Genomic DNA, 24,333 nt, shown 5'->3' on the forward strand with positions numbered 1-24,333 from the left:
TCATCCCTCCAAAAGTTCTTAATTATGCCTTACTGGAATCATTGAGCCTTAAAGAACCAATCATCTTAACTTTTGGAGGGTTAGGCAATTCATCAAGCTTCTATTTATAGCTGTCGGTGGTTACGGATTCTACTATCCAAAGGGGCTTTTCGTTGGTTTTAAGTTTTATTTTCCCTGTGATTTCAGCAGTAAGCTCAATGGGTTCTAAAAGCATTTCATTCTCGTAATCATTATAGAATCCTTCCGAAGTAAAAAAGGTGTTTTGCGCTACTGGGTGAATTCCAAAATGATGACTAACCATCACCCATTTTTCAAAATGGCCACTAGAAACATATGTCCACTTTTGGTGAATGGCAAATACAATACTGTCAATCTGTTTTGAGAATTCTCTTACCGTATCGAGCACTGTAGATTGGTAAATATCGGCCATTATATTTACCGCAGGGTAATTATGGTCGAGCAGAAAGATATAAGCACAGGCCAGTAAATCATCATCTTCAAAGCCTAAAAGCTGTACGGGAGATTGCTCGGCAAGCCGTGGCTTCAGTGTTTGCAGGTTGGCGATGTTGGCCACCACCACATCAATTTTAATTCCCCATTTTAGCACTTCGCTAAGCGCTTTCTCAGTAACAATAACCGTGGGGCTCCACTCCAATAGCTGATCTACATCTTCAATTGTTAAAGCTTTTGGATCGTCAATGAGTAATGCGGGTTCTTGTTCGTCTCTAACAATGTGGTGTGATGACATACGGCTGGTTTCCTTGGTTAAATACGCTGTTCAAAATTGCAGCATTTTTAAGGAATCAAAAACGATTGGTGAGAGAATTTTGATCAAGTAGTGTGGTGTATCGTCCTGAAATAGGTTGAATCCTAAAACAAAAAACCCTCAGCAAATAAATGCCGAAGGCTTTTCGAAATACTAAACTAATCTATCTTTAAAACTTCAGCCCTAAGGATAATAAGAAGTTAGTGCCCGCTTGAGGGTAAAGGTAATTCTCCCTTACCTCATAATTAGCACCACCAAAGTAGCCAAAGGTGTATCCGTTCGATTCGTATTCCACATTGAAAATATTGTTCACCAATAAATTCAGCGTAAGCTCTTTTACGAAACTCGGCTTAATGCTGTAATTCACTCTAAAATCATTAATGAAGAATGCATCAATCTTGCGATTTTCATTTGAAGTATTGTCTAAATACTGATCGCCCACATATTTAGAAAGCAGACTCAGCGACAAGCCAGAAGTAGGCATATAACTCAGCTGACCACCTGCAATTACACTTGGTGAAAATGAAATATCGGTATCAGTATAATTGTTTCTAACTTCGTTGTATTCGTCAAAAGCTGCTCCGTAATCGTAAAGTACTTCTTCAAAATTCTTGATTTTATTTTCGCTTAACGTAAGGTTAGCGTTCAACTCTAAACCTCTAGCCAACTCTACTCCTGCCTGAAGCTCAATTCCCATTCGGTAACTGTTGGCTACATTGGTTCTGATATTCGATCCAACATCATTTACCTCACCAGTCAATACCAATTGATCTTTGTAATCCATTAAGTAGTAATTCGCTTCAAAAGCAAATTTTGATTTGTTCAGTCTATAGCCCACCTCAAGGTTGTTCAACTGTTCCGCTTTAGGCTCGGCTCCAGCCGGTGCGTCAATAATATCTGAACGATTTGGCTCTTTATTCGCGCGAGCATAAGAAATGTAGGCGTTTGCACTGGTGCTTACTTGGTAAGTCAAGCCAAACTTAGGGTTGAAGAACGAATATTGGTTATCGAAATCGAAGGCCTTTAAATCGTTATCGTTGCCCCTGCTGGCATAGTTTACGGTTCTCACCTGTAAGTCTCCATAGAGGTTAATCTTATCGTTGGCTTGGTAATTTACCTTCACAAAATTATTGAAGTCGAATTTTTCTGAAGTGCTTTCATAATACCTGTCTCCAATGCGGCTGGTGCTCGCATATTCGGCCCAAATGATTTCACCAAAATGATCACCTTTATACTCATTGTAGGCACCGCCAAAATTCGCTTGTAGGTTTTCGGTTTCGTAGTTCAAGCCGTAAGTCACTCCGTAAAAGTCATTGTCCAACCAACGTCTTCTAATCAAATCTGTCGATTCTATGGTAGTTGCACCTACCGTTACATTGTTCAAACCATAGTCTGCGAAATCTTCATCGTCTTTGTATTCCTCAAAAAAACCAGCACCCTTGGTGTAGTGAAGTGAGGTGTTAAAGCTCAATGGCTCATTAATCTGATGCGAAAAATGGGCTTGGTAATGCGCTTGCTTGTAATCATCTACTTGATTTTGGTACTCATAGAAATTATAAGTTCTACCAGAATTACGAAGATTAGCTGCTTGCTGTGCTGAAAAACCATTGTTGGCAATAACTGCATCTATACCTGCAGCATCATTCTTAATTTTTGCTTCTGGTGTTCCGTACCAGCTTTGGTAGGTGCGCTCTTTACCCGCAAAGGTGATCAATTTCAGAATTGATTTTTTGCCGTAATAACCACCAGAAAGGAAGTAAGAACTCAGGTCTGAAGAGGCCCTGTCTATATAACCGTCAGACGAAATATTAGACAACCTACCTTCGAAAGCAAAATTGTTTTCCAACAAACCTGTTTTGAACACTGCGTTATATTTTTGAGTGTTGAATGAGCCTATTGAAGTGTTGATACTGGCTTCCGCATCTTGGCTCAAATTGTTAGTGGCAATGTTAATAGAACCGCCAAAAGCGCCTGCACCATTGGTTGATGTTCCTACACCACGTTGCACTTGCACATTGTCGGTTGAAGTGGCCAAATCGGGCATATTTACCCAAAAAGTACCCTGCGATTCCGAATCGTTTACTGGAATACCGTTGATAGTTACGTTAATTCTGGCACCATCGCTACCACGAATTCGAATGCCGGTGTAGCCTACTCCTGCACCCGCATCAGAAGTTACCACTACAGAAGGCGTCCAGTTCAGTAAAAAAGGCAAATCTTGACCTAAATTCTGCTGCTCGATTTCTTCCTTCGAAACTTCAGAGAAAGTAGTGGCCGTCTTTTCGCTGGCCCTAGTACCAGTTACCACAACTGATTCTAGTCTGGTTAAATCCGATTTCAATTTAAAATCAACCGTTTGATTGTTAGTTACCTCAACCGTTTTGTTCAAGGTAATGTAACTCACCATGCTTACCTTGACATTGTAAGTGCCAGGAGGAATATCGTTCAACTCAAATTCGCCTTCTTCATTTGTAGAAGTACCTTTTTGAATTGATTCAATCATAAGATTGGCACCAAAAATCGGTGACCCAGTTGCTTCGTCTACAACTTTACCTTTCAGAGAGTGTTGCGCAAACACACCTGTTGCTGTCAGCATTAAAGCCAACGTCAAAATTAATTTTTGCATTTTGTAATTTTAAATGGTTCACAAACGAAGCGCCAGGGGAAGCGCTCCCTTTTCAAATGTTTACCATACCTCCCTTCGGCAGCATTACCTGCATCAGGTTCAATGGGTATAATCTCAGCCCGTTGTTATGGGGCACCCCTTAATTCGCGACAAAGGTAGAACAGTTTTTAATTATAGCAAGGCACCAATGGCTTTCTTGGCTTGCTCAATACGCGCTTTTAAATCACCTTGCGCTATAATGAAAGCTTTGTCGTTGTCTTTCATCAAGTTCCGATAAATATCAAAAAAGTAAGATCTCATTTCTGGATGTTCGCGAAGAGGATCTTCTTCATAAGGAATATCAAAATCGGTAATTATGTACAAATCGTAATACTGTAGCTGAAGTTGATTCAATATCCATGGGTCGCAAACACCATATTTGTGTTCGCTCCATACCTTAATCACATGTAAATCGGTATCGCAAAAAAGTAATTCGCGGGCTTGTTTGCGCATTTTCTTTTGGCTCTCGATTTGGCCTTTCGCAATTTCCAAAAGGTCAGACTGAACATAAGGCCTATCGAGTTGATTTAAATAATCTCTAGCATATTCGGGCACCCAAACAGTATTGTATTGCTTGGCCAATTCCTTTGTTAAAGTAGTTTTTCCCGTACTCTCTGGACCAATAACTGCTACTTTAATCATGTTTAATTGTAAGATTGATTCATCATGGTTTTCTTCCAAGCCAAATAACCTGCAATGGCCATACCGATGTATAAAAAGTATAAAAACGAATAAAAATAAAGTTCTTTATAAAAGTAGATACAAGTAGCGAGCACGTCTACCGCAAACCAATAATACCAGTTGTCAATTTTCTTTCTGGCCGTTAGCCACATTCCTGTTACACTCAAAATTGAAGTAGTGCTATCCCAGTAAGGAAGTGCTGCAGGTTCCATCCCTTCAAAATAATTGGGAATATTGATTAAGAATTGTGCGAATAAAAAAATCCCAACAAAGGTGATGGCAATAAGAAAAACGCCTCGTTTAGCACTGGTATGACTTATAAGTACATCGGGTTGATCTCCCTTTTTTCCCTTGGTCCAATAGTACCACCCATAAATATTTAACACTAGGAAAAAGATGTGTAGAATGAAGTCGCCATATAATCGTGCTTCCCAAAAAACGAAAAAGGAAACAAGAACATAAGCCACACCCGCAGGCCACGTCCACACACTTTCCTTAATTAAAAAGAGTACTGCTAGAATTCCGAAAATTAACCCTGACAGCTCCCATACGCTTATTCCTTGCGCATATGAAATGATGTCTTGCCAGATGTCGTTGAGCTGCATGTCGCCAAAGATATAATTTTGTGGTATATTTCGTTTGTTGATTTTAAACAGAATGGAGATCATGAAAGCAATTATTATGTTAGTGGTTATTCTTGTTGCATTCCCTTTGGTAATGAACGGGCAAGAGACCGAATACAATGTTGAAACGGAGAGTGTATCGACTCATGTAGATAAAATTTTGAACGGCCCTATTACCAAAGAAGGACTAAAACAGATGCCCTATAAGCTATGGTTCAATAGTAATTACAAGACCTATAGGGTTAATACTGAATTACTTAAGGATGCCAAGAAAAAGAACATTAAAAACCTAAAAGTGCTCGCTTTTATGGGTACTTGGTGCCATGATAGTAACCGTGAAATACCTCGTTTAATGCGTGTAATGGATGATATGGGAATTGGAGACCAATTGGAATTATACGCGCTAGATGTAGATAAAACAAGTTTGAAAGGAAAGGAAAAAGGCTTCGATATTAAGAATACACCCACAATCATTTTTTATCTGAATGGAGAGGAAGTTACACGTGTAATTGAAGAGCCAGAAGGTTCTTTTGAAGAGGAGTTGGTACGCATTTTAAAATAGCCATGCTTCAAAACCAAAGTCACCTGTTTAATTTACCACAGGACATTACTTACCTCAACTGCGGGTACATGTCGCCTATGCTTAAATCGGTGGCCGAAGTAGGCGTTAGGGCAGTGTACGGAAAGGAGGATCCGACCACAATTAAGCCGGAAGACTTTTTTAAAAATGGCGAACTGCTAAGGGCAGAATTTGCCAAACTGATCAACGTAAAAAATGAAAACCTTTGTGTCATTACGCCCTCCGCCTCTTACGGCATGGCCAATGTGGCCAAAAACCTTCAGGTAGAAAAAGGCGATAACATCATCATTCCCGAAGGGCAATTCCCTAGCAATGTGTATGCTTGGAAGGAACTAGAGAAAGAAAAAGGCGTGACATTGCGTATTGTGAAAGCTCCGGAAACTGCTAAAAACCGTGGCAAAATATGGAATGAACGCATTCTAGAAGCCATAGACAGCAAAACCAAAATGGTCGCCATTGGCCATATCCATTGGGCAGACGGCACTAAATTCAACCTGAAAAAAATTAGAGAACGCACAAGAGAAGTTGGTGCACTTTTGGTGATTGATGGTACGCAATCCATTGGCGCTTTGCCTTTTGATGTGCAAGAATTTCAACCCGATGCTGTAGTCGCTTCTGGTTACAAATGGCTGATGGGGCCTTACGCTACTGGCATGGCTTATTTTGGTGAATATTTTCAAAACGGAAAACCCATTGAAAACAACTGGATGAACCGATTGGACAGTCAGAACTTTGCCAATTTGGTGAACTACCAGGACGAATATCAACCGGGAGCCATCCGCTACGAAGTAGGCGAAAGTGCCAACTTTATTCTTAGCCCAATGCTTACTGAAGCACTTCGCCAAGTAAATACTTGGGGACCAGAAAACATTCAGTCTTACTGTAAGTCGATTGCCCAAGAAGCACAGCAAGAGTTGGTGAAAATGGGTTTTCAAATCGAATCTGCTGATTATCGGAGCGAACACCTTTTCGGAATCAGATTGCCAAAAGGGCTTGATTTAGAAGTAGTGAAAAACCGCTTAGCTGCCGACAAAGTTTTTGTTTCGGTTCGCGGAAATTCCATTAGAGTGTCACCCCATGTTTATAATAGCAAAGAAGATTTTGGTCGTTTAATCCAGTCTTTAAAGCAGGTGTAAAGACTTTAGAAAGGCATGAAAGCGGAAAGAAAATTATATTGAGTCCATAGTTTTTTTAATCCGTCAATCTCCGTAATTTTGTCCGGCAAATAAACCCTGTTTTTATTTGCCATGGCTCTCGACACAAACAAATTCCTTTTTGAAGCACTGACCTACGATGATGTCCTGCTTCTCCCTGCTTACTCTGACATTTTACCCAGAGATACCAACACAAAAACATTACTTACCAGAAACATTCAGTTGAATATTCCATTGGTTTCGGCCGCTATGGATACTGTAACCGAATATGAATTGGCCATTGCAATGGCGCTGGAAGGTGGCTTAGGTTTTATTCATAAAAACATGAAGGCCGATGAACAAGCCCAGCAAGTGCGAAAAGTAAAACGTTCGCAAAGCGGAATGATTTTAGACCCAATTACCCTGAATGTAGAAAGCACTGCAAGGGACGCGGACAAAATCATGCGCGAGAATAAAATTGGCGGTATTCCTGTAGTTGATAAAGACCAAAACTTGGTCGGAATTATCACTAACCGCGACATGCGCTTTATCAAAGATATGACCAAGCCGGTGCGCGAAATCATGACCATCGAGAACTTGATTACCGCGAAAATGGGAATTGGTTTAGATGAGGCCGAGGGCATTCTTCAAGAATATAAAATCGAAAAACTTCCGATTATTGATGAACACGGCAAACTAAGCGGCCTGATTACCTATAAAGATATTCTGAAAAACAGAGACAGACCTAACGCGTGTAAAGATGAATACGGTCGTTTAAGAGTAGGCGCTGCTGTTGGAGTTACTCCAGATATTATCGAAAGAATTGATGCATTGAGAAATGCTGGGGTGGATGTAATTTCTATTGATACGGCACATGGTCATTCTAAAGGAGTGATTGATATGGCGAAACGTGTTAAAGCTTCTTACCCTGATTTAGAACTAATCGTAGGAAACATTGCTACTGCTGCGGCTGCCAAAGCTTTGGTAGATGCTGGTGCAGACGCCATTAAAGTAGGTGTTGGCCCAGGCAGTATTTGTACCACGCGAGTAATTGCTGGAGTGGGTATGCCACAGCTCTCGGCTGTATATGAGTCGGCTAAAGCCATTCAAGGTTCAGGTGTTCCAGTTATTGCTGATGGCGGTATCCGTTACTCTGGCGACTTGGTAAAAGCCATTGCTGGTGGGGCTAGTACCATTATGATTGGTTCGTTGCTTGCAGGAACTGAAGAAGCTCCAGGTGAAGTAATTCTTTACGAAGGAAGAAAATTCAAATCATACCGAGGTATGGGTTCTGTAGAGGCCATGGAAGATGGATCGAAAGACCGTTATTTCCAAGATGCGGAAGATGACATTAAGAAATTAGTACCAGAAGGAATCGTAGGCCGTGTACCTTATAAAGGCACAGTTCAGGAAATGCTTTACCAATTAACAGGTGGTTTGAAAGCAGGAATGGGCTACTGTGGTGCTGGTACTATTGAAGATTTGCAAAAAGCGCAATTCGTGAAAATCACCAATGCAGGTATGAGCGAAAGCCATCCACATGATATTATGATTACCCGCGAAGCGCCTAATTACAGCAGAAGATAAATCTGATTTACTCAGACCGATAATAGGAAAGCCGCTCAAATGAGTGGCTTTCCTCTTGTTTATACTTGTTAGTTATTGTTAAAAGTGATCCCGACAAGAGTTATCAACTGATTGACTAACAGTTAAATATAAGAAAATTGGGTAACATTATGGGTAACAAATTAATAGGTGTTAGAGTAACTACAATGGCAACAGTAATGATTGGTTTATTTTTTCATTAAAAACCTTATTATAGGTACTGTTCTGTACGTTTTTATAAACTGATCAATAACACGAGCTTAAACTAAGCTGTATATGCTTAGCTATTTTCTGGAGCTGTCGAAACAAAATGTAGGAGGTTGGGTAGATTTTCCACAAGGATTATCCATTACTCGCATGTCTTGAGGCCAATGCTAAGCGAGGGTCATGGGTAAATGGAAGCTTTTGCATAGCTACCACTTCCAGACTGAAAAAATCAAACTCTTCTACCACTTTGCCTGTAATTTCATAAATACCTTTTCCTCTGAAAGGATACTTTGCTGCAACTGGAGGAAAGTGGGTACTGTCTATAAAGTGGCCTTCCCGGTCAATCCATGTCCCAAACTGCATTCGTTTTCCACCCGAAGTGGTAGTGCTTTTCACATGAATTAAATAACCCACCATTTTCACTAGCTTGTCTCTATGCTGTTCCATTTCTCTTACCATCACATCTTTTTCTGGCTGCTCTTTTAATAAATGGAAAGGGTTGCAAAGCGGAAAGCCAAGTAATTCAATTTGATCAAAAGCATCTTCCAACAGATCATAGTTGAGTTCAGGTAATTTATAGTGTTTTACTTCTGGGTCGAAAAGCATTTTGGCGGGTTTGGTTTTTTTCTGCTGACCTAACTTAAGGTAAGCCTCCCAAAGCAATTCCTTTTTGGTGTAGCCCGTAAAACGAAAAGCATTGATTCGGATAAGCAAGCTTAGCTGATCGAGTGAAATCTGTACCCTTTTCAAGAAGTGATCGAAGCTCATAAATACTCCGTTCTTTTGCCTTTCTGTGAGCACTTCCTGTACCGTATTTTGTTCTAACGCACCAATAAATGCCAAGCCCATAAAAATGGTGTTACCATAAATGGTACAGAGTTGTTCGCTTTGATTTACACAAGGCGCTTGAATATCGGCACCGTGCATAAAAGCCTCGTGCGCATACAACTCCACGCTGTAAAAACCACCCCCGTTATTCATGGTTGCTACCATGTATTCCAGCGGATAATAGGCTTTCAGAAAAAGGCTTTGGTAACTTTCTACAGCATAACTAGCCGAATGCCCTTTGGCAAAAGCATAGCCCGCAAAGCTTTCAATTTGCCGCCATATTTCTGCTGCCAACTGATGAGAATGCCCTTTAGCCGCACAGTTTTCAAAATACTTATCACGAACGCTTTGAAACTCCTCACGTGAACGATATTTCCCCGACATGCCCCTGCGCAATACATCGGCCTCGGCCAAAGTAAGGTCGGCAAAGTAATGCGCCACTTTAATTACATCTTCCTGATACACCATTACGCCAAAGGTTTCGGGCATAATACTCAACATGGTGGGGTGAGCTTCTTTCCGTTTTTCGGGTTCACGAAAGCGCAGAATATATTGGCGCATCATGCCCGATTTGGCCACCCCAGGCCGAATGACTGAACTGGCAGCCACCAAGCCCAAGTATTCTTCCACCCTCAGTTTTTTGAGTAGCATGCGCATGGCGGGCGATTCTACATAAAAGCAACCGATCGCCTGCCCTTCGCGCAGCATGGCCTTGATTTTTGGATCTTTTTTAAACTGAGCAATATTATGAATATCGAAATGCGGGTCGTCAGGATGGTTTTTGGAAATAATTGACAAGCTCTCCTTGATTTTTCCCAAACCGCGCTGGCTCAGAATATCGAATTTATATAGGCCCACATCTTCAGCCACAACCATATCGAAATGGGTGGTAGGAAAACCCTTGGGGGGAAGATAGGTAGCGGTATAATAATGGATGGGTTTTTCTGAAATCAGAATTCCGCCCGCATGAATACTCAGGTGACTGGGGAAATTTTCAATGTAATTTCCATAACGCAAAACCAGTAAATGTAGCTCGTCCAAGTCCTCCACTTTAGCCGACTGGATATGATCTATTTCGTGCGGAGGCACACCGAGTACTTTGCCCAGTTCACGCACAATGGCCCTAAACTGAAAAGTACTATAAGCAGCCAATAAGCTAACATTCTTAAATTCTGAAAAAATGAAGTTGGTAATGTCTTCTCTATCTTTCCAGGAGAAATCAATATCGAAATCAGGTGGATTTTTTCTATAAAGATTTATAAAACGCTCGAAATAAAGGTCGAGTTCTATGGGATCGACATCGGTAATGCGCAGCAAATAGGCCACTACAGAGTTGGCTCCACTGCCTCTACCTACATAGAAATAGCCTTTGCTTCGGGCATACTGACAAATGCGCCAATTGATCAAAAAATAAGACATAAAACCCTGTTGCTTGATCACCTCTAATTCCGTTTGAATACGATTTAGAATTTCTTGGGTAGGTTGTGGGTAACGATAATCAAAACCTTCTTTGCACAGCCTCTCCAACATTTGATAATCCGCCTCGGGACTACCGCAATAAGTGCGTTGATTTTTATTCAGATTTTCCCCTTCGAAATCAAAATGGACACTGCATTCATCCAATAGCTTTTCGGTATTGGTGATCATATAGGGATGGTCACGATACAATTTCTTTAATTCCTCCACCGGGCGAATGAAATCCTCTGCGCTGCCTTCTTCTGTCTTAGGCAGCTTGCTCAGCAGTGTATTGTTGTCTATCGCCCGCAACAAACGATGGGCATTAAAGTCCTTTTTCAGAACAACCCTTCCCCCCGTTTCTTTATCAATTTTACTTCTGAATGTAGCCGTTGGCAACATCACCAGTTTGGTCTTTTCCATCTGGTGTGGTGGATAAACCAGCTTAATTAAATCGGCTGGCTTTATACCAATAAATTCATCTTCGCGAAGCTGAAAATGGGCGTACTTCTGAAAAGGGTACACCACAAAAGCATGCTGAAAAGCTGGAGCTCTACCTGGAATTTTTTCTCCTGAATGAAGAAACTTAGAGAGGTAATCATTAAGCTCTTTAAAGCCCTCATTGTTTTTGGCAATGGCTACAAACAGCTGGTCGGCTCCATTTCTGAAATCAATTCCCAAAACTGGTTTAATGTTATGTTTAGATGCTATTCGTACAAAATTGAGACTGGTAGCCGTGCTATTAATATCCGTTAATGCAAAAGTACGCACTCCAGCCTTCTGCATTTGAGCAAGCAATTCGGCTGTTTTAACGGTGCCGTATTTAAAGCTGAAATAGGAATGGGTGTTGAGATACATGCTAAAACCATTTTTTCATCAATTATTGTCTCCTGTTCGGCAAAAGCGGAGGTGGCTCTCCATTAAAAGGGTTGAAACGACTGATGGTTCTAGCTTCCATTCCAGCTGCGCGCATTACCACTCTATCACCATATTTATCGCGCATTTTGTCCATGGCATGGTACAGATTGAGTTGCTCTTCTATATCTTCAAAAAGGTTGATCTGATAACTTCCTTCTACCAAATGGCTGAAGCGAACGCCAATCAACCTGACCAAAAGTCGTTTATGGTAGAGTTTATTAAACAACTCCAGCACTTTAGCAATCAACACATGATCTGCGGAAGTATATGAAATTCGAGACTGAAGCGTATAAGTATTGAAATCAGAATAGCGGACTTTGACAGTAACGCAAGAAGTAAGCTTTTGCCCTCTGCGCAACTGAAAAGCAAGGTTTTCTGCCATGGCCAGCAGTATGCCTTTAAGTTTAACCACATCAATGGTGTCTCGGTCAAAAGTTCTTTCCGTAGAAATTGACTTTCGTTCGTTGTAAGGCATCACTGGCGAATTGTCTAGCGCTTGGGCCTTCTTCCAAATACTCACCCCATTTTTGCCCAGCACTTTTTCCATCAGCTCCATGGGCATTTCCTGAATGGTCTTGATTTGCTTTACTCCCAAACTGTATAGGGTTTGTTGAGTTTTTTCACCCACCATCGGGATTTTACTGATGGAAAGCGGAGCAATAAAGGGCACTTCTGTGCCCAACTCTACCTTAATTTGATTGTTGGGCTTTGCTTCGCCTGTAGCTATTTTAGAAATGGTTTTATTCTTCGATAAACCAAAAGAAATAGGAAGCCCGGTTTCTTTAATAATCCGTTTACGTAGTTCCGAAGCCATGAGATAACTATTGAAAAACTTATCCAAACCTGTTAGGTCAGCATAAAACTCATCGATAGATGATTTTTCGTAAAGCGGTACTGTCTCTTTTATGATGTTGGTTACGTCCTCGGAATAATTGGTATAAGTAGCGGAATTACCACGGATTTGGATGGCATCGGGACAAAGCTCTTTGGCTCGTTTCATGGGCATGGCCGAATGCACACCATAAGCCCGTGCCTCGTAACTACAAGCCGCCACTACCCCGCGATCGGTAACCCCGCCAATAAGCACAGGCTTGCCAATAAGTCTATTATCGAGCAGGCGTTCAACAGACACAAAAAATGTATCCAGATCGAGATGAAGGATCGTTTTTTCCAATTCAGTAGTCTTTCCAAAAGCTAACGCAAATCTAATAATTTTAGTTAACTAAAATTATTAGATTTTATGATTAGGAATACTAAATTGGTTAAGGGTTATTAGTTATGAGAGAGCGTGATACCTATATTGTTGGTTTATCAAAATGTTAAATAAGAAACGCATGCCATAGAATACAAAAAGCCCCGATTTTATATAAAAATCGAGGCTTTTTAGTGATCCCGACAAGAATTATCAACTAATTGATTAACAGTTGAATATAAGAAATTGGGTAACATATTAATAGACGCTAGAACTAGCAACTACAATGGCAACAAGAGTGATTGGTTTATTTTGACAGGTTGAATAGAGGTCAGCCACATAAGTTGTCACGGGTTTCTTTTTTATAGGTTGATGGATATATCTAATCTTTCCTTACTATGATTGTTAAATCATGAATAGGCTTTATTGTTAAAATATTACCGTAATCTACCCAAACATGACTTTCTGTTATTTTTATTAATCGTGCCCCCGTGTCTTTAGGTTTAATGAAAACGATTAACTCTTTATCATCAAGAGTAACTGACTTTTTTAAATAGATTTCTAGCTCGTTCATATCTTTTGGATTTATATAAAAATACAAAATAATCTGAAATCCGTTGTTGACTAACTTTCTCCTTGTCCCTTATTGTATGTGGATGCCTAAACAAGTATTGTAAATAAATTAGTAAAGTTGGTTTAGGAACCAATAGTAATATTAAAACAAAAGGGCTCTAGATATATCTAGAGCCCTTGAACTGTTTATATTTTTTATAATAATCTAACCGAGTTCAATATCTTTTAGAATCATCATTACGTTCCTTGAACTTTCATTTGTCTTTTTCATGGTCTTAAGTTTTAAATGATATACAATATTACAGTTTTTTTTTTCAAGTATGCAAGTTAACTGTCTAACTTAAATACTTCACCATCAGCAAACTTACCCATTTCAATACATTTCAAACCTTTATAAGTTCGCTTCTTCACTTTTCTAAATCCACTTAAGGAATGATAAGCCGTTATATGTAACTCAAGCCAATCATGTTTATCTTTCCAAATCTCATCGAGATTCCCGTGTAATGTAACAACAACACAGTTATCATTAAGTTCTTTATTTCTCTTTAATTTACCAGGAAGAAACTTAAAACTATCCAAATTGAGTTTTATAGGTATAGCAGCAAAACTTTTTTTATCACTACTATACCAGTCATTCATTAAGTAAAAGTCTATAGTAACATCTTCAATGCTAGACCAAGATGCATTATAGAATTTAATTTGGAATACTTCATTTACTTCTCCAGTTTCTAAATTCTTTCTATTCCTCCTAACAATAAACTGAGATACTTTTATTCTCGGTTTAACTGAAATACGAAGCAGAAAGAAGAACAACGTCACTATAATACCACTTATTATTCCAGCCACAATATCGGCCTTTTCAATAAGCATTCCTGTTAGATGTATAAACGAATATGGTGCCAAAATGGGTGATTTTTAGTTTAAAAAGCGGTTTTAGTACTTCAAAAGAGGGTTCGATAGATGTAAAAATGTTAATAAAAGTTAAAAATAACAACAATTTCTACTGAGTACAAAAAATATCCATAAGCACTTAATAAATTAACAAACTATCTAGTCTTGTTATTAAGTAGAAAAATCACCCCTTTTCAACCCTCAAAAGAACCTTTGTAGATTTGGTTCGCCAACTAGAAACTCCTCCATGATGGGAGCATGCGCCACGGCCAGTAGCGCTAGAGCTCGTTCCATCTTTGCAGGTAGCACCAATTCTATAAGAAGAAATGCTTGTTACTGCTTTCCCCGCCTTCAGAAAATTCTTGTTAGCATACCCCGTTTTATCACCAAACTGAATTTTATACCACTCGCCTGATTCCTCTAGCATAGTGACATTGTCGTATTGCGAAAGGGTTTGGATAGATTTTGATTCTATACTTGGCCCAACCCTTAAGTTGAGTGAGCTTGAAGACACATAATAGCTCTGGCCCATAAGGGCACAGTGTATAAAGCAAAGAGCTAAAGCAATGATACATTTCATACTTGAAAATTTGAAATAAGAGTTTATTGCGGTCAATTTTAGATTGGCTGCAAGAGAGAATAGGGGTGACTGTATAGAATAGAAAAAGCTTCAGTACTTAACTGAAGCTTAATTCTTGCATCCGTTTTTACCGCAGGTTAATGAAGCGGAAGTATTCTCCCAATGGGATGAATGAGTATTAGTGTTTACTCCACATCCGGTAGTTCCACCTTTAGTTCCTTTATGTACTTCTCCTGTTGGTGTGTGTCTAACTGGCATAATGTAAATGTTTTAGTTATTAATTCACATAAATGAAGTCCTTTGCCAAATCAGAAACAATACCTATATGTGGGTATTTTTTGGAAAATAAACAACTGTAAATCAAGTCACTAAGCCTTACATCCACACATTTTCACGCACCCATCCCAATAACAATTACCACAAGTTGGGCAATACCGGATCTCTTCTTCAAAGTGTTCTTTAAACTCTTCGAAATCCTTATATGATGCGTGATCAGGAAATTACAATTTCAAGAATTCCTCATTGCTTATTAATGGCTTTGACTAACCCCGTTCGCAAACGCCCCGAACGCCTAAACAAGCGGTCATTAACCAGTTAAAGCTTGACAGTAACCGCTTATTAATCGGTTAACAACCTTGAATCAATTCACTTTACATAGGAAGACTGGTTAATTTAGACCGTTTTGGTATATTTGTTCTAATGAATGACCACTTCAATAGCATTTTTGACAATCTGATCTATGATCTGCTAAAACTGTTTGCTTTTGGAATTGGTGGTTATATCACAAATCTATTGGGAGAAAAAAAAATCTAGTCTGCCGATCGCTCCAAAGTTAATTCTGTCTTATCTAGATACATTTAGGAACGAGACAATTAATAATTACTTTATTAGCCCCTATTAACAAATAAAATTCTGATTAGTAAAAAGGATGTAATAGTTTCCGTTCACTATAATCCAACTCCATTTCCGTAGACATAAGGTAATAACGACCGTTTTCAAATACACGCAACGGCATACCTTTGGCGTTCGCAACGCCTTGTAACGGCTTAATCAAAATCATCTAATAATGGAAACAACGCCTAAACAAGCGGTTAATAACCAGTTACATATTGTCAATTAACCAGTGAAAAATGTGCTTAACTACTTTAAAACAATCTTTCAGTTGACTACCCCCTCTTTCTATCTAAACATATTACCCTTCTCGAATAGCCTTTTCAAATGAAATTAAGTTGCCCCGTTTGCAAACGCGCAAACGCCCCTGCCAAACGCCAGCGAACGGGGGTAATAATCGGTTACAACGCAGCTTTTAACCATTCAATAAGTGCTTAAAACATTCAAAAAGGCAGTTTCTGCCAAATAACTATGCCCCTTAACTGAAAGGAGTTAATGAGTCAAAATCCGATTTGGCACGAAATTAGGCACCCCCGTTTGCAAACGCCCCCGAACGGGCTATTACTATGGCAGAACCCAAAGCACAAACCCACATTCAGCAGCTGGGATTTTTTGATAATGATCTCAACTCTAGCACTCACGACAATATAATGATCTGGCTTCAGAAGAATATTGACCAGGTTCTCAACAACCTTTACTATACACCTTTTGAACGCTGGGAGGTTGAGAGAATGGTTAATTCAACCAAGGAAGAACTTCAAAGGCTATTACCACCAATGATTCAACAATTAAAATGGAGTGGAAACAAGCTTGAGGAACATCAAAAACTAATTGACTCACTCCAGAATTGGACTGGAAAAGAAATTTTGGAACAGGCTATCGAGCGGCCACTAATTACTTCTCATAGTGTTAAATGGGAAATGACGGTTGAGAGAGAAGGACGAAGGGTTGGAGATAAATACACGCTCGGATTTATAGACATGCATGTTGCATTTTCCTATATGGGCTATATGATAAAAGGCATCCCAATAGGGTCAAATCAAAAAAAAGAGATTGAAGAGTATTCGTTGCCCTATCTATTCTCATACTTTAATGATGATGAAGTATTCTTTGAAGTAAAAACCAAAATACCCTCAGTTGGAGCATTGCTTAGGCAAATCAACTTCTACAAGAGCTATAAGCCGGGTAAGTATGTGGTTGTGTGCCCAGATGATAGGCATAAGGAGTTACTGGCCAGCCAAAATGTGGGGTTTGTTAAGGCGTTCGCTTTATGATAACAGGGCGTTTGCCCGTTTACAAACGGGGTTACAAGGCGTTCGCAAACGCCCGAACGGGGTAGAATCTAATTGTGCAACGCGTTTTCGAACGACCCAGAACGCCCAAATACTACATCGTTTTGTTATTGGCATCTACTTCACGCACGAGAAAATCTGGTTCAGTTATGGAAATTGTCACCCCAACAGGTAATTAAAGTTGTTTTACCATTTCGTACAGCTGCCTAGGGTTTAGCCTTCTTTGCTTCTTCCCCGTACCTTCTATTATCCCAGCATCCTTCAGCCAGCCGTTGAACGTTCTAAGAGATACACCATACATATCGGCAAGTTCTGCCTTAGTGATTCCTGGAGATATTACTTTCATATCATTTCGATTTAAGTTGTAAGAGGTAAAGTTTTGAGGTATGGGACTCTGATTTCTACGTCAACATCTGGAGCCCCTACACTGGCAATGAATTCTGCCAACTCAATTGCCTGAAGATTCTTTTGATGGTTTACACCCACTTCCTTGAGCCAAATGATAATCGTATCTACATCGCAATTGTAAAGCTTGGCCAGTTGTTGGCGTGTAGTACCCACCCTAATTGTTCTTTTTTGCTCCATGTTATGGCGTTTCATTTGAAGGTTTTAGGCGTTCGATGCCGTTCGCAAACGGGGTGAACGCGTTGGCGTACCGCGTTCGCAATAGCCCAAACGGCCTAACAAACGTACCAAACGCCTATTCTCATGCGTTGAAAATGGCCCTATTCGTCTCGTATGTTGGGCAGGTGTAATCATCAGGTAGGCCGTATTCATGAATAAACGAGGTAAGTTCTTTAGGACTTAGTGTCCTTTTGTGGGTAATCCCAATTTCTTCAAGCCAATAAGCAAGGGTTCTTCTATCGCTATTATAAATATTGGCCAGCTTCTTTCTTGTAACCGGATAATTGATCTTGTTCATTACTACAATTTACGAACAATCATTAAAGAGTTCTCTAATAGTAATAAGCAAAAAAATAGGGGCATCTTGGCGTAGATGCCCCACCCAAATCAACAAGAATCACTCTAAAGTATTCACCAAACCATTGAGTGATTTATCTTCCCCGTTTTTGGCCTTTACAACCATTACGGTACCCAAAGCTGCTAATGCTACTGCTGAAATAACCAAGGTTGCTTTTAAACCATTGCTCATTCCATTTGATTGTATACCTGGGGTATAGGCTTCAACCTGTGCTCTTTGAATCCTCAACCTTTCGGCCTCAAGTGCGGCCGCATTATTTTGTTGAGCTATTTCTTGCTGAATCCTGAGCGCTGCAATCTCTCTTTCAGATTGCTTTTTGGCTTGATTGCCTCCAATTAGATTGGAGACAAAATCAATTCCGCTGCCTATCCATTCGCCACCGTTTAGTGGCTCTTCAGGATAGTACTGACCGTTTAAAGTTCTATACATGGCCTAGTACTTTTTGGGCGAAAACTCTTCTTCAAGTAATCCAGAAAGAGGCTTTTCTTCTTCTGGATCTTCTTCAATTTCGTCATCAAAATCGTGTATCTCCAGACCCTCATTTAAGTATAGTAAATCGTTTTCATCAAAATTAATTTTGATTGTATCGCCTTCACTGTATTCTGCCACTAGGCCTTCTAAATGTTGGATCAGGCCTTCCAAGCGGTTCCATATGAAGAGACGAGAGAAAACTTCTTCGTCATGAGCGCAAACTTCCTCAACTTGGGTTTGTAGCTTCTTAAGTTTTAGGATGAAACCTCGAACTTCATCAAAAGTCCACTTGCAGCGCTGGCAGTACTTTTTAAGGAAATTGAAAAGCTTCTTAAAGCTTACCACTTTCCCTCGCTTTTCTTTGAGTTCTTGTTCCTCCTTTTCTTGTTGGTAGGCTTCAAGCTCTCTTTCCCTGAGTGCAATACTCTTGATCTGAACACCTAACAGCTGACGGCTCAGTTCTTTGTCCTCCGGTAATCCAGCAAGGGCTTCGTCAGCATCATAATCGGCCTTCCAGCGTTCAACCAATGCTAGGTCTTCTTGTAAATCATAGGCCACAGCTTCATTGTCGCAGCCTTCATCAAAGAGCTCATAGGCTCTTTGTCGTTGTTTGAAATTTTTCATTTTGACTTTTTTTTTAAATGTTAATTCAAACTTAATGGAGGGCGAAATATCACTTTTGAGTTACAATGAGTTATGGTGAATTAGAGTGAAATAATTTTTAATCTTTAGGTGAGGGGCCTAAAACATCCACTATTTCTAATATTTCATTCGGAAAAAATGACCTCCGACCTTTAAGTTGAAATGAGATTCTATTTTCTGCTAAATCAAGCCATCTCTTTAAAGTATTGATGTGACACCCATAAAAATCCGCTAACTGCGTTCTATTTCTCACTTTTCTTAAACGAGGGTCTATAGCTTGCTTTTCGGGTCTCCAATCGGGGAAATTCGTTTTCAAATCGCTCATAGCTTATTGATTTAAAGGGTCTAATACTGGAATTCGCATTTCACAATTTTCTGGTAGGCCGTTGGCCCTTACCAAAAGGGCAACCTCTTTGGGTTTTAAGGTTCTGGAGTGGGTTACTCCAATTGCGTGAAACCATTGGCTGAGCACATCAGGGGAAATGTTATAAACATCTGCCAGCTGTAGCCGAGTTATCCCTGACCTAATTACTTTTTTGTTGTTCTCTTTCATGTTGACTTTATTTTGAGTTTGACATTATTTTGAGTTCTCCTTTTGACCTTTGGTAACCGTCCAGCATTGGCCTTCTTCGATTGCTGAAGCAATACTTTCAAATCCATCAATCTGTTATAGTAAGGCTTGAACCTTGGCTTTTCTCTTTGGGCTTTAATTATGGCCATATGGCTTTCAACCATTTTGACCACGTCCGTAATGGTACTGGCTGGTTCAAGTTGAATTGGTCCTTCTGGAAATTTGGCCTTAATGAAATAACGCTCTAAGCTTTCTACCTGCCATTTGGGTTCTGGCTTAGGCAATGGTTGGGCATCTGGAGTTCTTGGCTGTTGAAAAAAAGGTTTGTTTAGGGCTACACCTTTTTCACTATTTTCACCTTTGGGCTGAACCATCGGCTCAAGAACCGAAGCAACTTCTCTTTGCTTTGGCCTAAACGCTCGCCAGTCTTGTTTGATCAGGAAGTCGGCAAGGTCAAGTCCTTTAGCCCGTTCTTGGTCGTTCGCGTTGCGTTCAAGCAAATCTGAAACTGTAAACTTGGTGCCTGACATTGCTTTTTCAAATTCTACAGCCTTTTTACTCCACAGTTTGAAAGCATTGCCCGTTTTAGATAGATCCGGAAAGAGTACTACCCTACGCCCTTGCAGTACTTTGCACTTCTCCAGCTTTAAGCTGCTAAGGTTAAAAACTGCCAACCACAAAAGATTACCTGGTTGATCAGGCAACCCAAAATATAGGGCTGAATAGATTGCGGTTTTTGGGGCTTCAACTAAAGCCACTGGATTAACTGGGTACTTATCGAGCAAATGTTCCCCAAACAGGCAAGACACCTTTGTTTCATTCTTTAAATAATCCGCTAACCATTTAGGTATTTCATGACCCTGATTTAGATAATGCTTTTCGGCAATAGAATGCAGGAAGTTTGTTTTAACAGTGTGGTTCTGTTGATCAAAAGTTTTTACCTGAACCGCACGAATTTTTCCTGAACGATCGATATAGGGAATGGTGAGCGCACCCACCATATACCCTTTATTTAGTGTGCCCAAATAATATAGCTCTACTACTTTCTCCACATCCTTCTCAGGAAAGGGAAAGGGAATGTTATTCAGAAGATTTTGGATGAATATGTTGCGTTCGTACCCGTTCGCTAAGAGCGTTCGCTGAAGCACAGAAAAAGGAACGAACGCGTCTGCGAACGCGCGAACGGGGGTTGATTTGCCAATACCTACCTTCTTTTCCTCTTGAAGGTCTTGATCTGGGTTGGCATAACCATCTTTATAAGGGTTAAGGTGGTAGCCACAGTTAGCCTCACGATCACAGCGGCCGTACTGTTCAGGCAGATAGTCATTGGTAGCTTTCTCAACGTACCGAACAAAACGTTTTTTGCCACAACTGGGGCAGATGTGTTTCTTGCTGCCTGATTCTAAGTGGTATATCCTACTCCCGTTTTCCATTTTCCATATTTGCTATTTGTTCCATTTTTAAGGAAAAGTCAATTTTCCATTCTTTCCATATGTTCCATTTCAATATGTAAATGGCATGAATGGAATAAATGGCAAATGGAATTATACAAGCTTCTTATAATGCCCATGTTCTAGCTTTTCAATTAATTTGATCTTGGTGAAGTCTTTTAAATAGTTGGTTACGGTTCTCTGATGTAGACCTAGTTTATCTGACTCAAAATCAGCCTCTCGTCTTGTAAACTCTGACGGAAGAGAGGTGTAAAACTCTCTCTTTTTAGTATCAAGGTGCTCAGTTGGGTTTTTCTTCAAAAGGTGCGAATGCATGTGCAAAGAATGATCAATGAATGTTTTCGCAAGTGCTACTGCAATGTCAAAGTCTTTACCTGAACAAACTTGATGCTTATTAGAATAGTCTTGATGCTCCCAAGTACGAAGGATAGTAAGTATTGAGGCTATTCGAGTGATGATAATTGCGGATCGGAAGATTATACTTTTGACATCAGACCCGAAAGATCGGACATAGTACTTAGTCCATTTTGCGTATAAATCCTGTAGTTCATCTTCCTGATCAGGCTTCCATGAAAAGCGAACCTCGCCCCAGCTTTGACACTTTTCGTAAATCTGTAGTAATTCTTTTGAATAAGGCTCCAATTGATCAGCATAGGGTATTGGTTTTGATTTAGTACCAAATACACTTCTAAACTCTTCGTCCCCTTCGAAGTAATAGAACATAAAACGACTAAACAGGCCGTCTTCAGTATTGGGGATTATTCCTTTGAGCTGGCCAGGCGTTCCGCTAAGCGCTACTGAAAGGCATGGATTTTCAATTTCTTTATAGTTACCCGACCCTTTTCGGTTTTGAGAATGCGTTTCATGCTCAAAAGCCTTTCTCAACACATCGCTATACCCAGACCAATCTTGTTTTAGTGTATTCCCTAATGTGTCAGCTTCAGACTCAAAAAGAATAGAGCTTTGCATACGCGCCATAGTTTCCACAAAAGAAGCACTGCTACTATTCGCAGGGATAAATAGGTATTGATAGTCTGGCTCCAATGGTTCATCTATATATAATCTATCCTTTGCCGGAGTGGCTCTATATCGAGAAAGCTCTAGCTGATAGTCCTCCTTTTTTTTGTCATTTTCTTTTATGTATTTTCTTTGAATAGGCTGAGCCAAAAATTTACCATAGTTCATTTTTCCCTTTCCACTAGCTGCTGGAGCAATAATGAATAAGAAAAGGTTATTCCAATATGTCTTGCCATCATGTTGAAATTTAACACCGGGCATACATCCGCTTAAAACTGTAATTGTGCTGGCAAGAAAAACATCCTTGTCTCTGCCATTATCAAAAAAGGCACAAGTCTCTTTAAGAAACTTAGGGAGTAGCTTATAGATATGCTCAGGAAATAGTGGAGTTTCTACTTTTTTGAGTACACCTTTAAAATTCTCTATTTCTTTAAGCAAGGGGTCAGGTACTTCTAGGCTCACGTGCTTTGGCTCGATGGACATAGGGGAATGGTGAATTAGTTGTGAAATATGAGTACAGGTCTAATACTCTTGCGACTGCCAGACATTATATGATTATAAAAAAGGGACCATAAAGCCCCTTTAAATTCCTATGCAGCGTCTGCTACTTTTTTCTTAAAGTCTAAGTATTTCTTTTTCATTTTGTCACGCGCCTTTTCTGCTTGAACCACTTCCTTTTTCAGCATTGTGATGAACTCTTGAAAGTTAGATTGTTCTTTCTCTTTAAACTTTAAGGCCATTGCCTCATATTGATGAATAATCCTTTCATCATCCTCAGTCATGTTTTTATTCTGCCTAAGGCTTTCTACATGTTCTGCCACATGATGACTAATGCGCACGGAGTTTTGAATCTCTTTTATAGACTCAAGAATGATATTTTTCTGATTTTCGGGTTGGTCAATGGCCAAGGTTCTTAACCTTTCCAAAGAATTTTGTAAGTTTGTCATGTTATAAGTTATTAATGTGAATACATAATTGAAAAAGCATGGACTGGACTCCATGCTTTTTTTATTCTCCTTCGAAATACCTTGTAACTTCTGAAGCAGGTACGTATAGTTTCCTAGAACCATTTGGTCTCACGGTTCTAACTTTGCCATCCGCCACGAGCTCATCGAACTTGGTTCGCCCAATGCTAATAGCAGACATAAACTCTTTCACGGGCAAATACTCTGGACCAGATTTGGAAGATTTTATCCCCTTGATTTCTTGGAGATCATTTTTAATATCTTGGATGTCACTCCTTATTTCAAATACGGAGTTAAAGAATTGTAATAATGATTCTCCTGAAGGGACGGACTTTTGAGGACTTTCATTCATAGCTATACTATTAAGTTACCAAACGATAACCAAAGTTAACTATAAAGTTTGATGAAAACCAAATTAACCTCACTTATTTTTAATAAGCGTTCTCTAATTGTAAATTTACAATTTTCAAATCACATATATGACGACAATTACATTGAAGCATCTAAAAGGACTCTGGTGGTTAACTTAGAGATTTCTCCACTGACTTCGCTCAGAAAGTTACGTAAGTCATCTTTCGAATAAGTCCCTTTTTCAGACTCTGCTAACAATCTATTTATCAAATCGAACTCTTCAACCACATCATGCCATTCCATTACCCAAATAACTTGTTTTGAAGTTATCACTGAAATATCATTCAATATCATATATACAGGAATGTACTCATTAACTACTTGAAGCACATTATTATAATTAGACCTACTATAAACAACTCCATCCATTACGGATATTAGGCCACTCATTATCTCCCAAAATGAATTCCAATGCCAATCAATTATTTTTATGATATTATGATGCTGCTTACTTATTAGAGAATTTTTCAACTTACTCTTATATATTTCTGAAATAAGTAATTGTAAAGGGTATGTCAATACAGGGAGTTTCTTTGTAAACACCCCAATATCAAGCGTTTCATGGTTGAACAGCTTGGTAATAATATTTATGGACTTCAAATAATAATTCTCTTCTCTTTTTAGCCATTCTTTAATTTTTTCATCTGATTCAAACTGAGAAACCGTCAGATAAGAAAAGCTATCATCATTTTGGACATGAGAATACTTATCTACATTAGGTATTTCGTCAAAACTATCTATTCTAAATACCCAATAAGAGCTTTTAATTTGAGTCTGTTTTTGCTGAGCTCTTATTTTTATATAAACTGGATATGCTTCAGTTTTTCGGCCATCTACTTGCACAATCTTGGGATTCAAACGCGTGTTTAAATAATGCTTAACGGTGTTTTTCTGATTTCTTCCCATGGCGCAATATAAGTGACGTTAATTAAAAATATAACAT

The 24,333-nt window shown here is 39.4% G+C and carries 26 protein-coding genes and 1 riboswitch; of the genes, 4 read left to right on the forward strand and 22 right to left on the reverse strand.

Annotation, left to right across the window (positions count from 1 at the left end; genetic code table 11):
* Positions 1–100: 100 nt before the first annotated feature.
* From OB69_RS02645 to pnuC, 4 genes are all read right to left on the reverse strand, one after another.
* Entirely contained in the window at positions 101–748 is a 648-nt protein-coding gene (locus tag OB69_RS02645) for a hypothetical protein (protein ID WP_053222147.1), read from the reverse strand.
* Positions 749–935: 187 nt separating this feature from the next.
* Positions 936–3,392 (reverse strand): TonB-dependent receptor, encoded by a 2,457-nt coding sequence (locus OB69_RS02650; RefSeq protein ID WP_053222148.1) that lies wholly within the window; start codon positions 3,390–3,392, stop codon positions 936–938.
* A gap of 53 nt (positions 3,393–3,445) precedes the next feature.
* A riboswitch (TPP riboswitch) is annotated at positions 3,446–3,542 on the reverse strand.
* A 21-nt stretch (positions 3,543–3,563) separates the two neighbouring features.
* Positions 3,564–4,073: an AAA family ATPase gene (locus OB69_RS02655; protein ID WP_053222424.1), complete on the reverse strand. Its 510-nt coding sequence runs from the start codon at positions 4,071–4,073 to the stop codon at positions 3,564–3,566.
* A gap of 2 nt (positions 4,074–4,075) precedes the next feature.
* Positions 4,076–4,780: a nicotinamide riboside transporter PnuC gene (gene pnuC / locus OB69_RS02660; RefSeq protein ID WP_082338048.1), complete on the reverse strand. Its 705-nt coding sequence runs from the start codon at positions 4,778–4,780 to the stop codon at positions 4,076–4,078.
* On the opposite strand from pnuC, the gene OB69_RS02665 reads away from it, so the two are divergent.
* The 3 genes from OB69_RS02665 (at position 4,779) to guaB (ending at position 8,035) form a co-directional block, all read left to right on the forward strand.
* Positions 4,779–5,297, forward strand: a complete 519-nt coding sequence (locus tag OB69_RS02665) for a thioredoxin family protein (protein ID WP_082338049.1) — start codon at positions 4,779–4,781, stop codon at positions 5,295–5,297. The genes pnuC and OB69_RS02665 overlap by 2 nt on opposite strands.
* A gap of 2 nt (positions 5,298–5,299) precedes the next feature.
* A complete protein-coding gene (locus OB69_RS02670; protein ID WP_053222151.1) occupies positions 5,300–6,451 on the forward strand; it encodes an aminotransferase class V-fold PLP-dependent enzyme in 1,152 nt (383 codons plus the stop codon).
* A gap of 111 nt (positions 6,452–6,562) precedes the next feature.
* The gene (gene guaB / locus OB69_RS02675) at positions 6,563–8,035 is read left to right on the forward strand and encodes an IMP dehydrogenase (protein WP_053222152.1); all 1,473 of its coding nucleotides are present in this window, start codon (positions 6,563–6,565) and stop codon (positions 8,033–8,035) included.
* A gap of 360 nt (positions 8,036–8,395) precedes the next feature.
* On the opposite strand, the gene OB69_RS02680 is transcribed toward guaB, so the two are convergent.
* The 6 genes from OB69_RS02680 to OB69_RS18695 all read right to left on the reverse strand — a co-directional run bounded on the left by OB69_RS02680 (position 8,396) and on the right by OB69_RS18695 (position 14,955).
* Positions 8,396–11,401: a DNA polymerase III subunit alpha gene (locus tag OB69_RS02680; protein ID WP_053222153.1), complete on the reverse strand. Its 3,006-nt coding sequence runs from the start codon at positions 11,399–11,401 to the stop codon at positions 8,396–8,398.
* Positions 11,402–11,423: 22 nt separating this feature from the next.
* Positions 11,424–12,635 (reverse strand): DNA polymerase IV, encoded by a 1,212-nt coding sequence (gene dinB / locus OB69_RS02685; RefSeq protein WP_053222154.1) that lies wholly within the window; start codon positions 12,633–12,635, stop codon positions 11,424–11,426.
* A 400-nt stretch (positions 12,636–13,035) separates the two neighbouring features.
* The gene (locus tag OB69_RS02690) at positions 13,036–13,227 is read right to left on the reverse strand and encodes a hypothetical protein (protein WP_053222155.1); all 192 of its coding nucleotides are present in this window, start codon (positions 13,225–13,227) and stop codon (positions 13,036–13,038) included.
* 326 nt (positions 13,228–13,553) lie between these two features.
* On the reverse strand, positions 13,554–14,096 hold the full coding sequence (locus tag OB69_RS02695) for a hypothetical protein (protein WP_053222156.1): 543 nt from the start codon (positions 14,094–14,096) through the stop codon (positions 13,554–13,556).
* A gap of 205 nt (positions 14,097–14,301) precedes the next feature.
* On the reverse strand, positions 14,302–14,649 hold the full coding sequence (locus OB69_RS02700; RefSeq protein ID WP_053222157.1) for an SH3 domain-containing protein: 348 nt from the start codon (positions 14,647–14,649) through the stop codon (positions 14,302–14,304).
* Between the two features lie 156 nt (positions 14,650–14,805).
* Positions 14,806–14,955: a hypothetical protein gene (locus OB69_RS18695; RefSeq protein WP_185096845.1), complete on the reverse strand. Its 150-nt coding sequence runs from the start codon at positions 14,953–14,955 to the stop codon at positions 14,806–14,808.
* Between the two features lie 1,199 nt (positions 14,956–16,154).
* Between OB69_RS18695 and OB69_RS02705 the strand changes: the two genes are divergently transcribed.
* On the forward strand, positions 16,155–16,862 hold the full coding sequence (locus tag OB69_RS02705) for a hypothetical protein (protein ID WP_053222158.1): 708 nt from the start codon (positions 16,155–16,157) through the stop codon (positions 16,860–16,862).
* Between the two features lie 193 nt (positions 16,863–17,055).
* Here the strand turns inward: OB69_RS02705 and OB69_RS18545 are convergent, their stop codons facing one another.
* The 12 genes from OB69_RS18545 to OB69_RS02760 form a co-directional block, all read right to left on the reverse strand.
* Positions 17,056–17,226 carry a hypothetical protein gene (locus tag OB69_RS18545; protein WP_157608472.1) on the reverse strand — a complete coding sequence of 57 codons (171 nt, stop codon included), beginning with the start codon at positions 17,224–17,226 and terminating at the stop codon, positions 17,056–17,058.
* Between the two features lie 11 nt (positions 17,227–17,237).
* Positions 17,238–17,480 carry a hypothetical protein gene (locus OB69_RS02710; protein ID WP_053222159.1) on the reverse strand — a complete coding sequence of 81 codons (243 nt, stop codon included), beginning with the start codon at positions 17,478–17,480 and terminating at the stop codon, positions 17,238–17,240.
* A 106-nt stretch (positions 17,481–17,586) separates the two neighbouring features.
* Positions 17,587–17,802 (reverse strand): hypothetical protein, encoded by a 216-nt coding sequence (locus OB69_RS02715; protein ID WP_053222160.1) that lies wholly within the window; start codon positions 17,800–17,802, stop codon positions 17,587–17,589.
* 99 nt (positions 17,803–17,901) lie between these two features.
* Positions 17,902–18,291 carry a hypothetical protein gene (locus OB69_RS02720; protein ID WP_053222161.1) on the reverse strand — a complete coding sequence of 130 codons (390 nt, stop codon included), beginning with the start codon at positions 18,289–18,291 and terminating at the stop codon, positions 17,902–17,904.
* A 3-nt stretch (positions 18,292–18,294) separates the two neighbouring features.
* Entirely contained in the window at positions 18,295–18,957 is a 663-nt protein-coding gene (locus OB69_RS02725; protein ID WP_053222162.1) for a hypothetical protein, read from the reverse strand.
* 97 nt (positions 18,958–19,054) lie between these two features.
* A complete protein-coding gene (locus OB69_RS02730; RefSeq protein WP_053222163.1) occupies positions 19,055–19,300 on the reverse strand; it encodes a hypothetical protein in 246 nt (81 codons plus the stop codon).
* A gap of 3 nt (positions 19,301–19,303) precedes the next feature.
* Complete coding sequence (locus OB69_RS02735) at positions 19,304–19,528, reverse strand: hypothetical protein (RefSeq protein WP_053222164.1); 225 nt, start codon at positions 19,526–19,528, stop codon at positions 19,304–19,306.
* Positions 19,525–20,979 carry a DUF6965 family protein gene (locus OB69_RS02740; protein ID WP_071426687.1) on the reverse strand — a complete coding sequence of 485 codons (1,455 nt, stop codon included), beginning with the start codon at positions 20,977–20,979 and terminating at the stop codon, positions 19,525–19,527. The genes OB69_RS02735 and OB69_RS02740 overlap by 4 nt, the downstream gene beginning before the upstream one ends.
* A 111-nt stretch (positions 20,980–21,090) precedes the next feature.
* Positions 21,091–22,497, reverse strand: coding sequence for a DUF3987 domain-containing protein (locus tag OB69_RS02745; protein ID WP_053222165.1), 1,407 nt, complete (start codon positions 22,495–22,497; stop codon positions 21,091–21,093).
* A 107-nt stretch (positions 22,498–22,604) separates the two neighbouring features.
* On the reverse strand, positions 22,605–22,961 hold the full coding sequence (locus OB69_RS02750; RefSeq protein WP_053222166.1) for a hypothetical protein: 357 nt from the start codon (positions 22,959–22,961) through the stop codon (positions 22,605–22,607).
* Between the two features lie 61 nt (positions 22,962–23,022).
* On the reverse strand, positions 23,023–23,331 hold the full coding sequence (locus OB69_RS02755) for a hypothetical protein (RefSeq protein ID WP_053222167.1): 309 nt from the start codon (positions 23,329–23,331) through the stop codon (positions 23,023–23,025).
* A gap of 137 nt (positions 23,332–23,468) precedes the next feature.
* Complete coding sequence (locus OB69_RS02760; RefSeq protein ID WP_053222168.1) at positions 23,469–24,296, reverse strand: hypothetical protein; 828 nt, start codon at positions 24,294–24,296, stop codon at positions 23,469–23,471.
* Positions 24,297–24,333 lie beyond the last annotated feature (37 nt).

The sequence above is a fragment of the Roseivirga seohaensis subsp. aquiponti genome (assembly GCF_001267955.1).
In the GTDB taxonomy this organism is placed as follows: Bacteria; Bacteroidota; Bacteroidia; order Cytophagales; family Cyclobacteriaceae; genus Roseivirga; species Roseivirga seohaensis.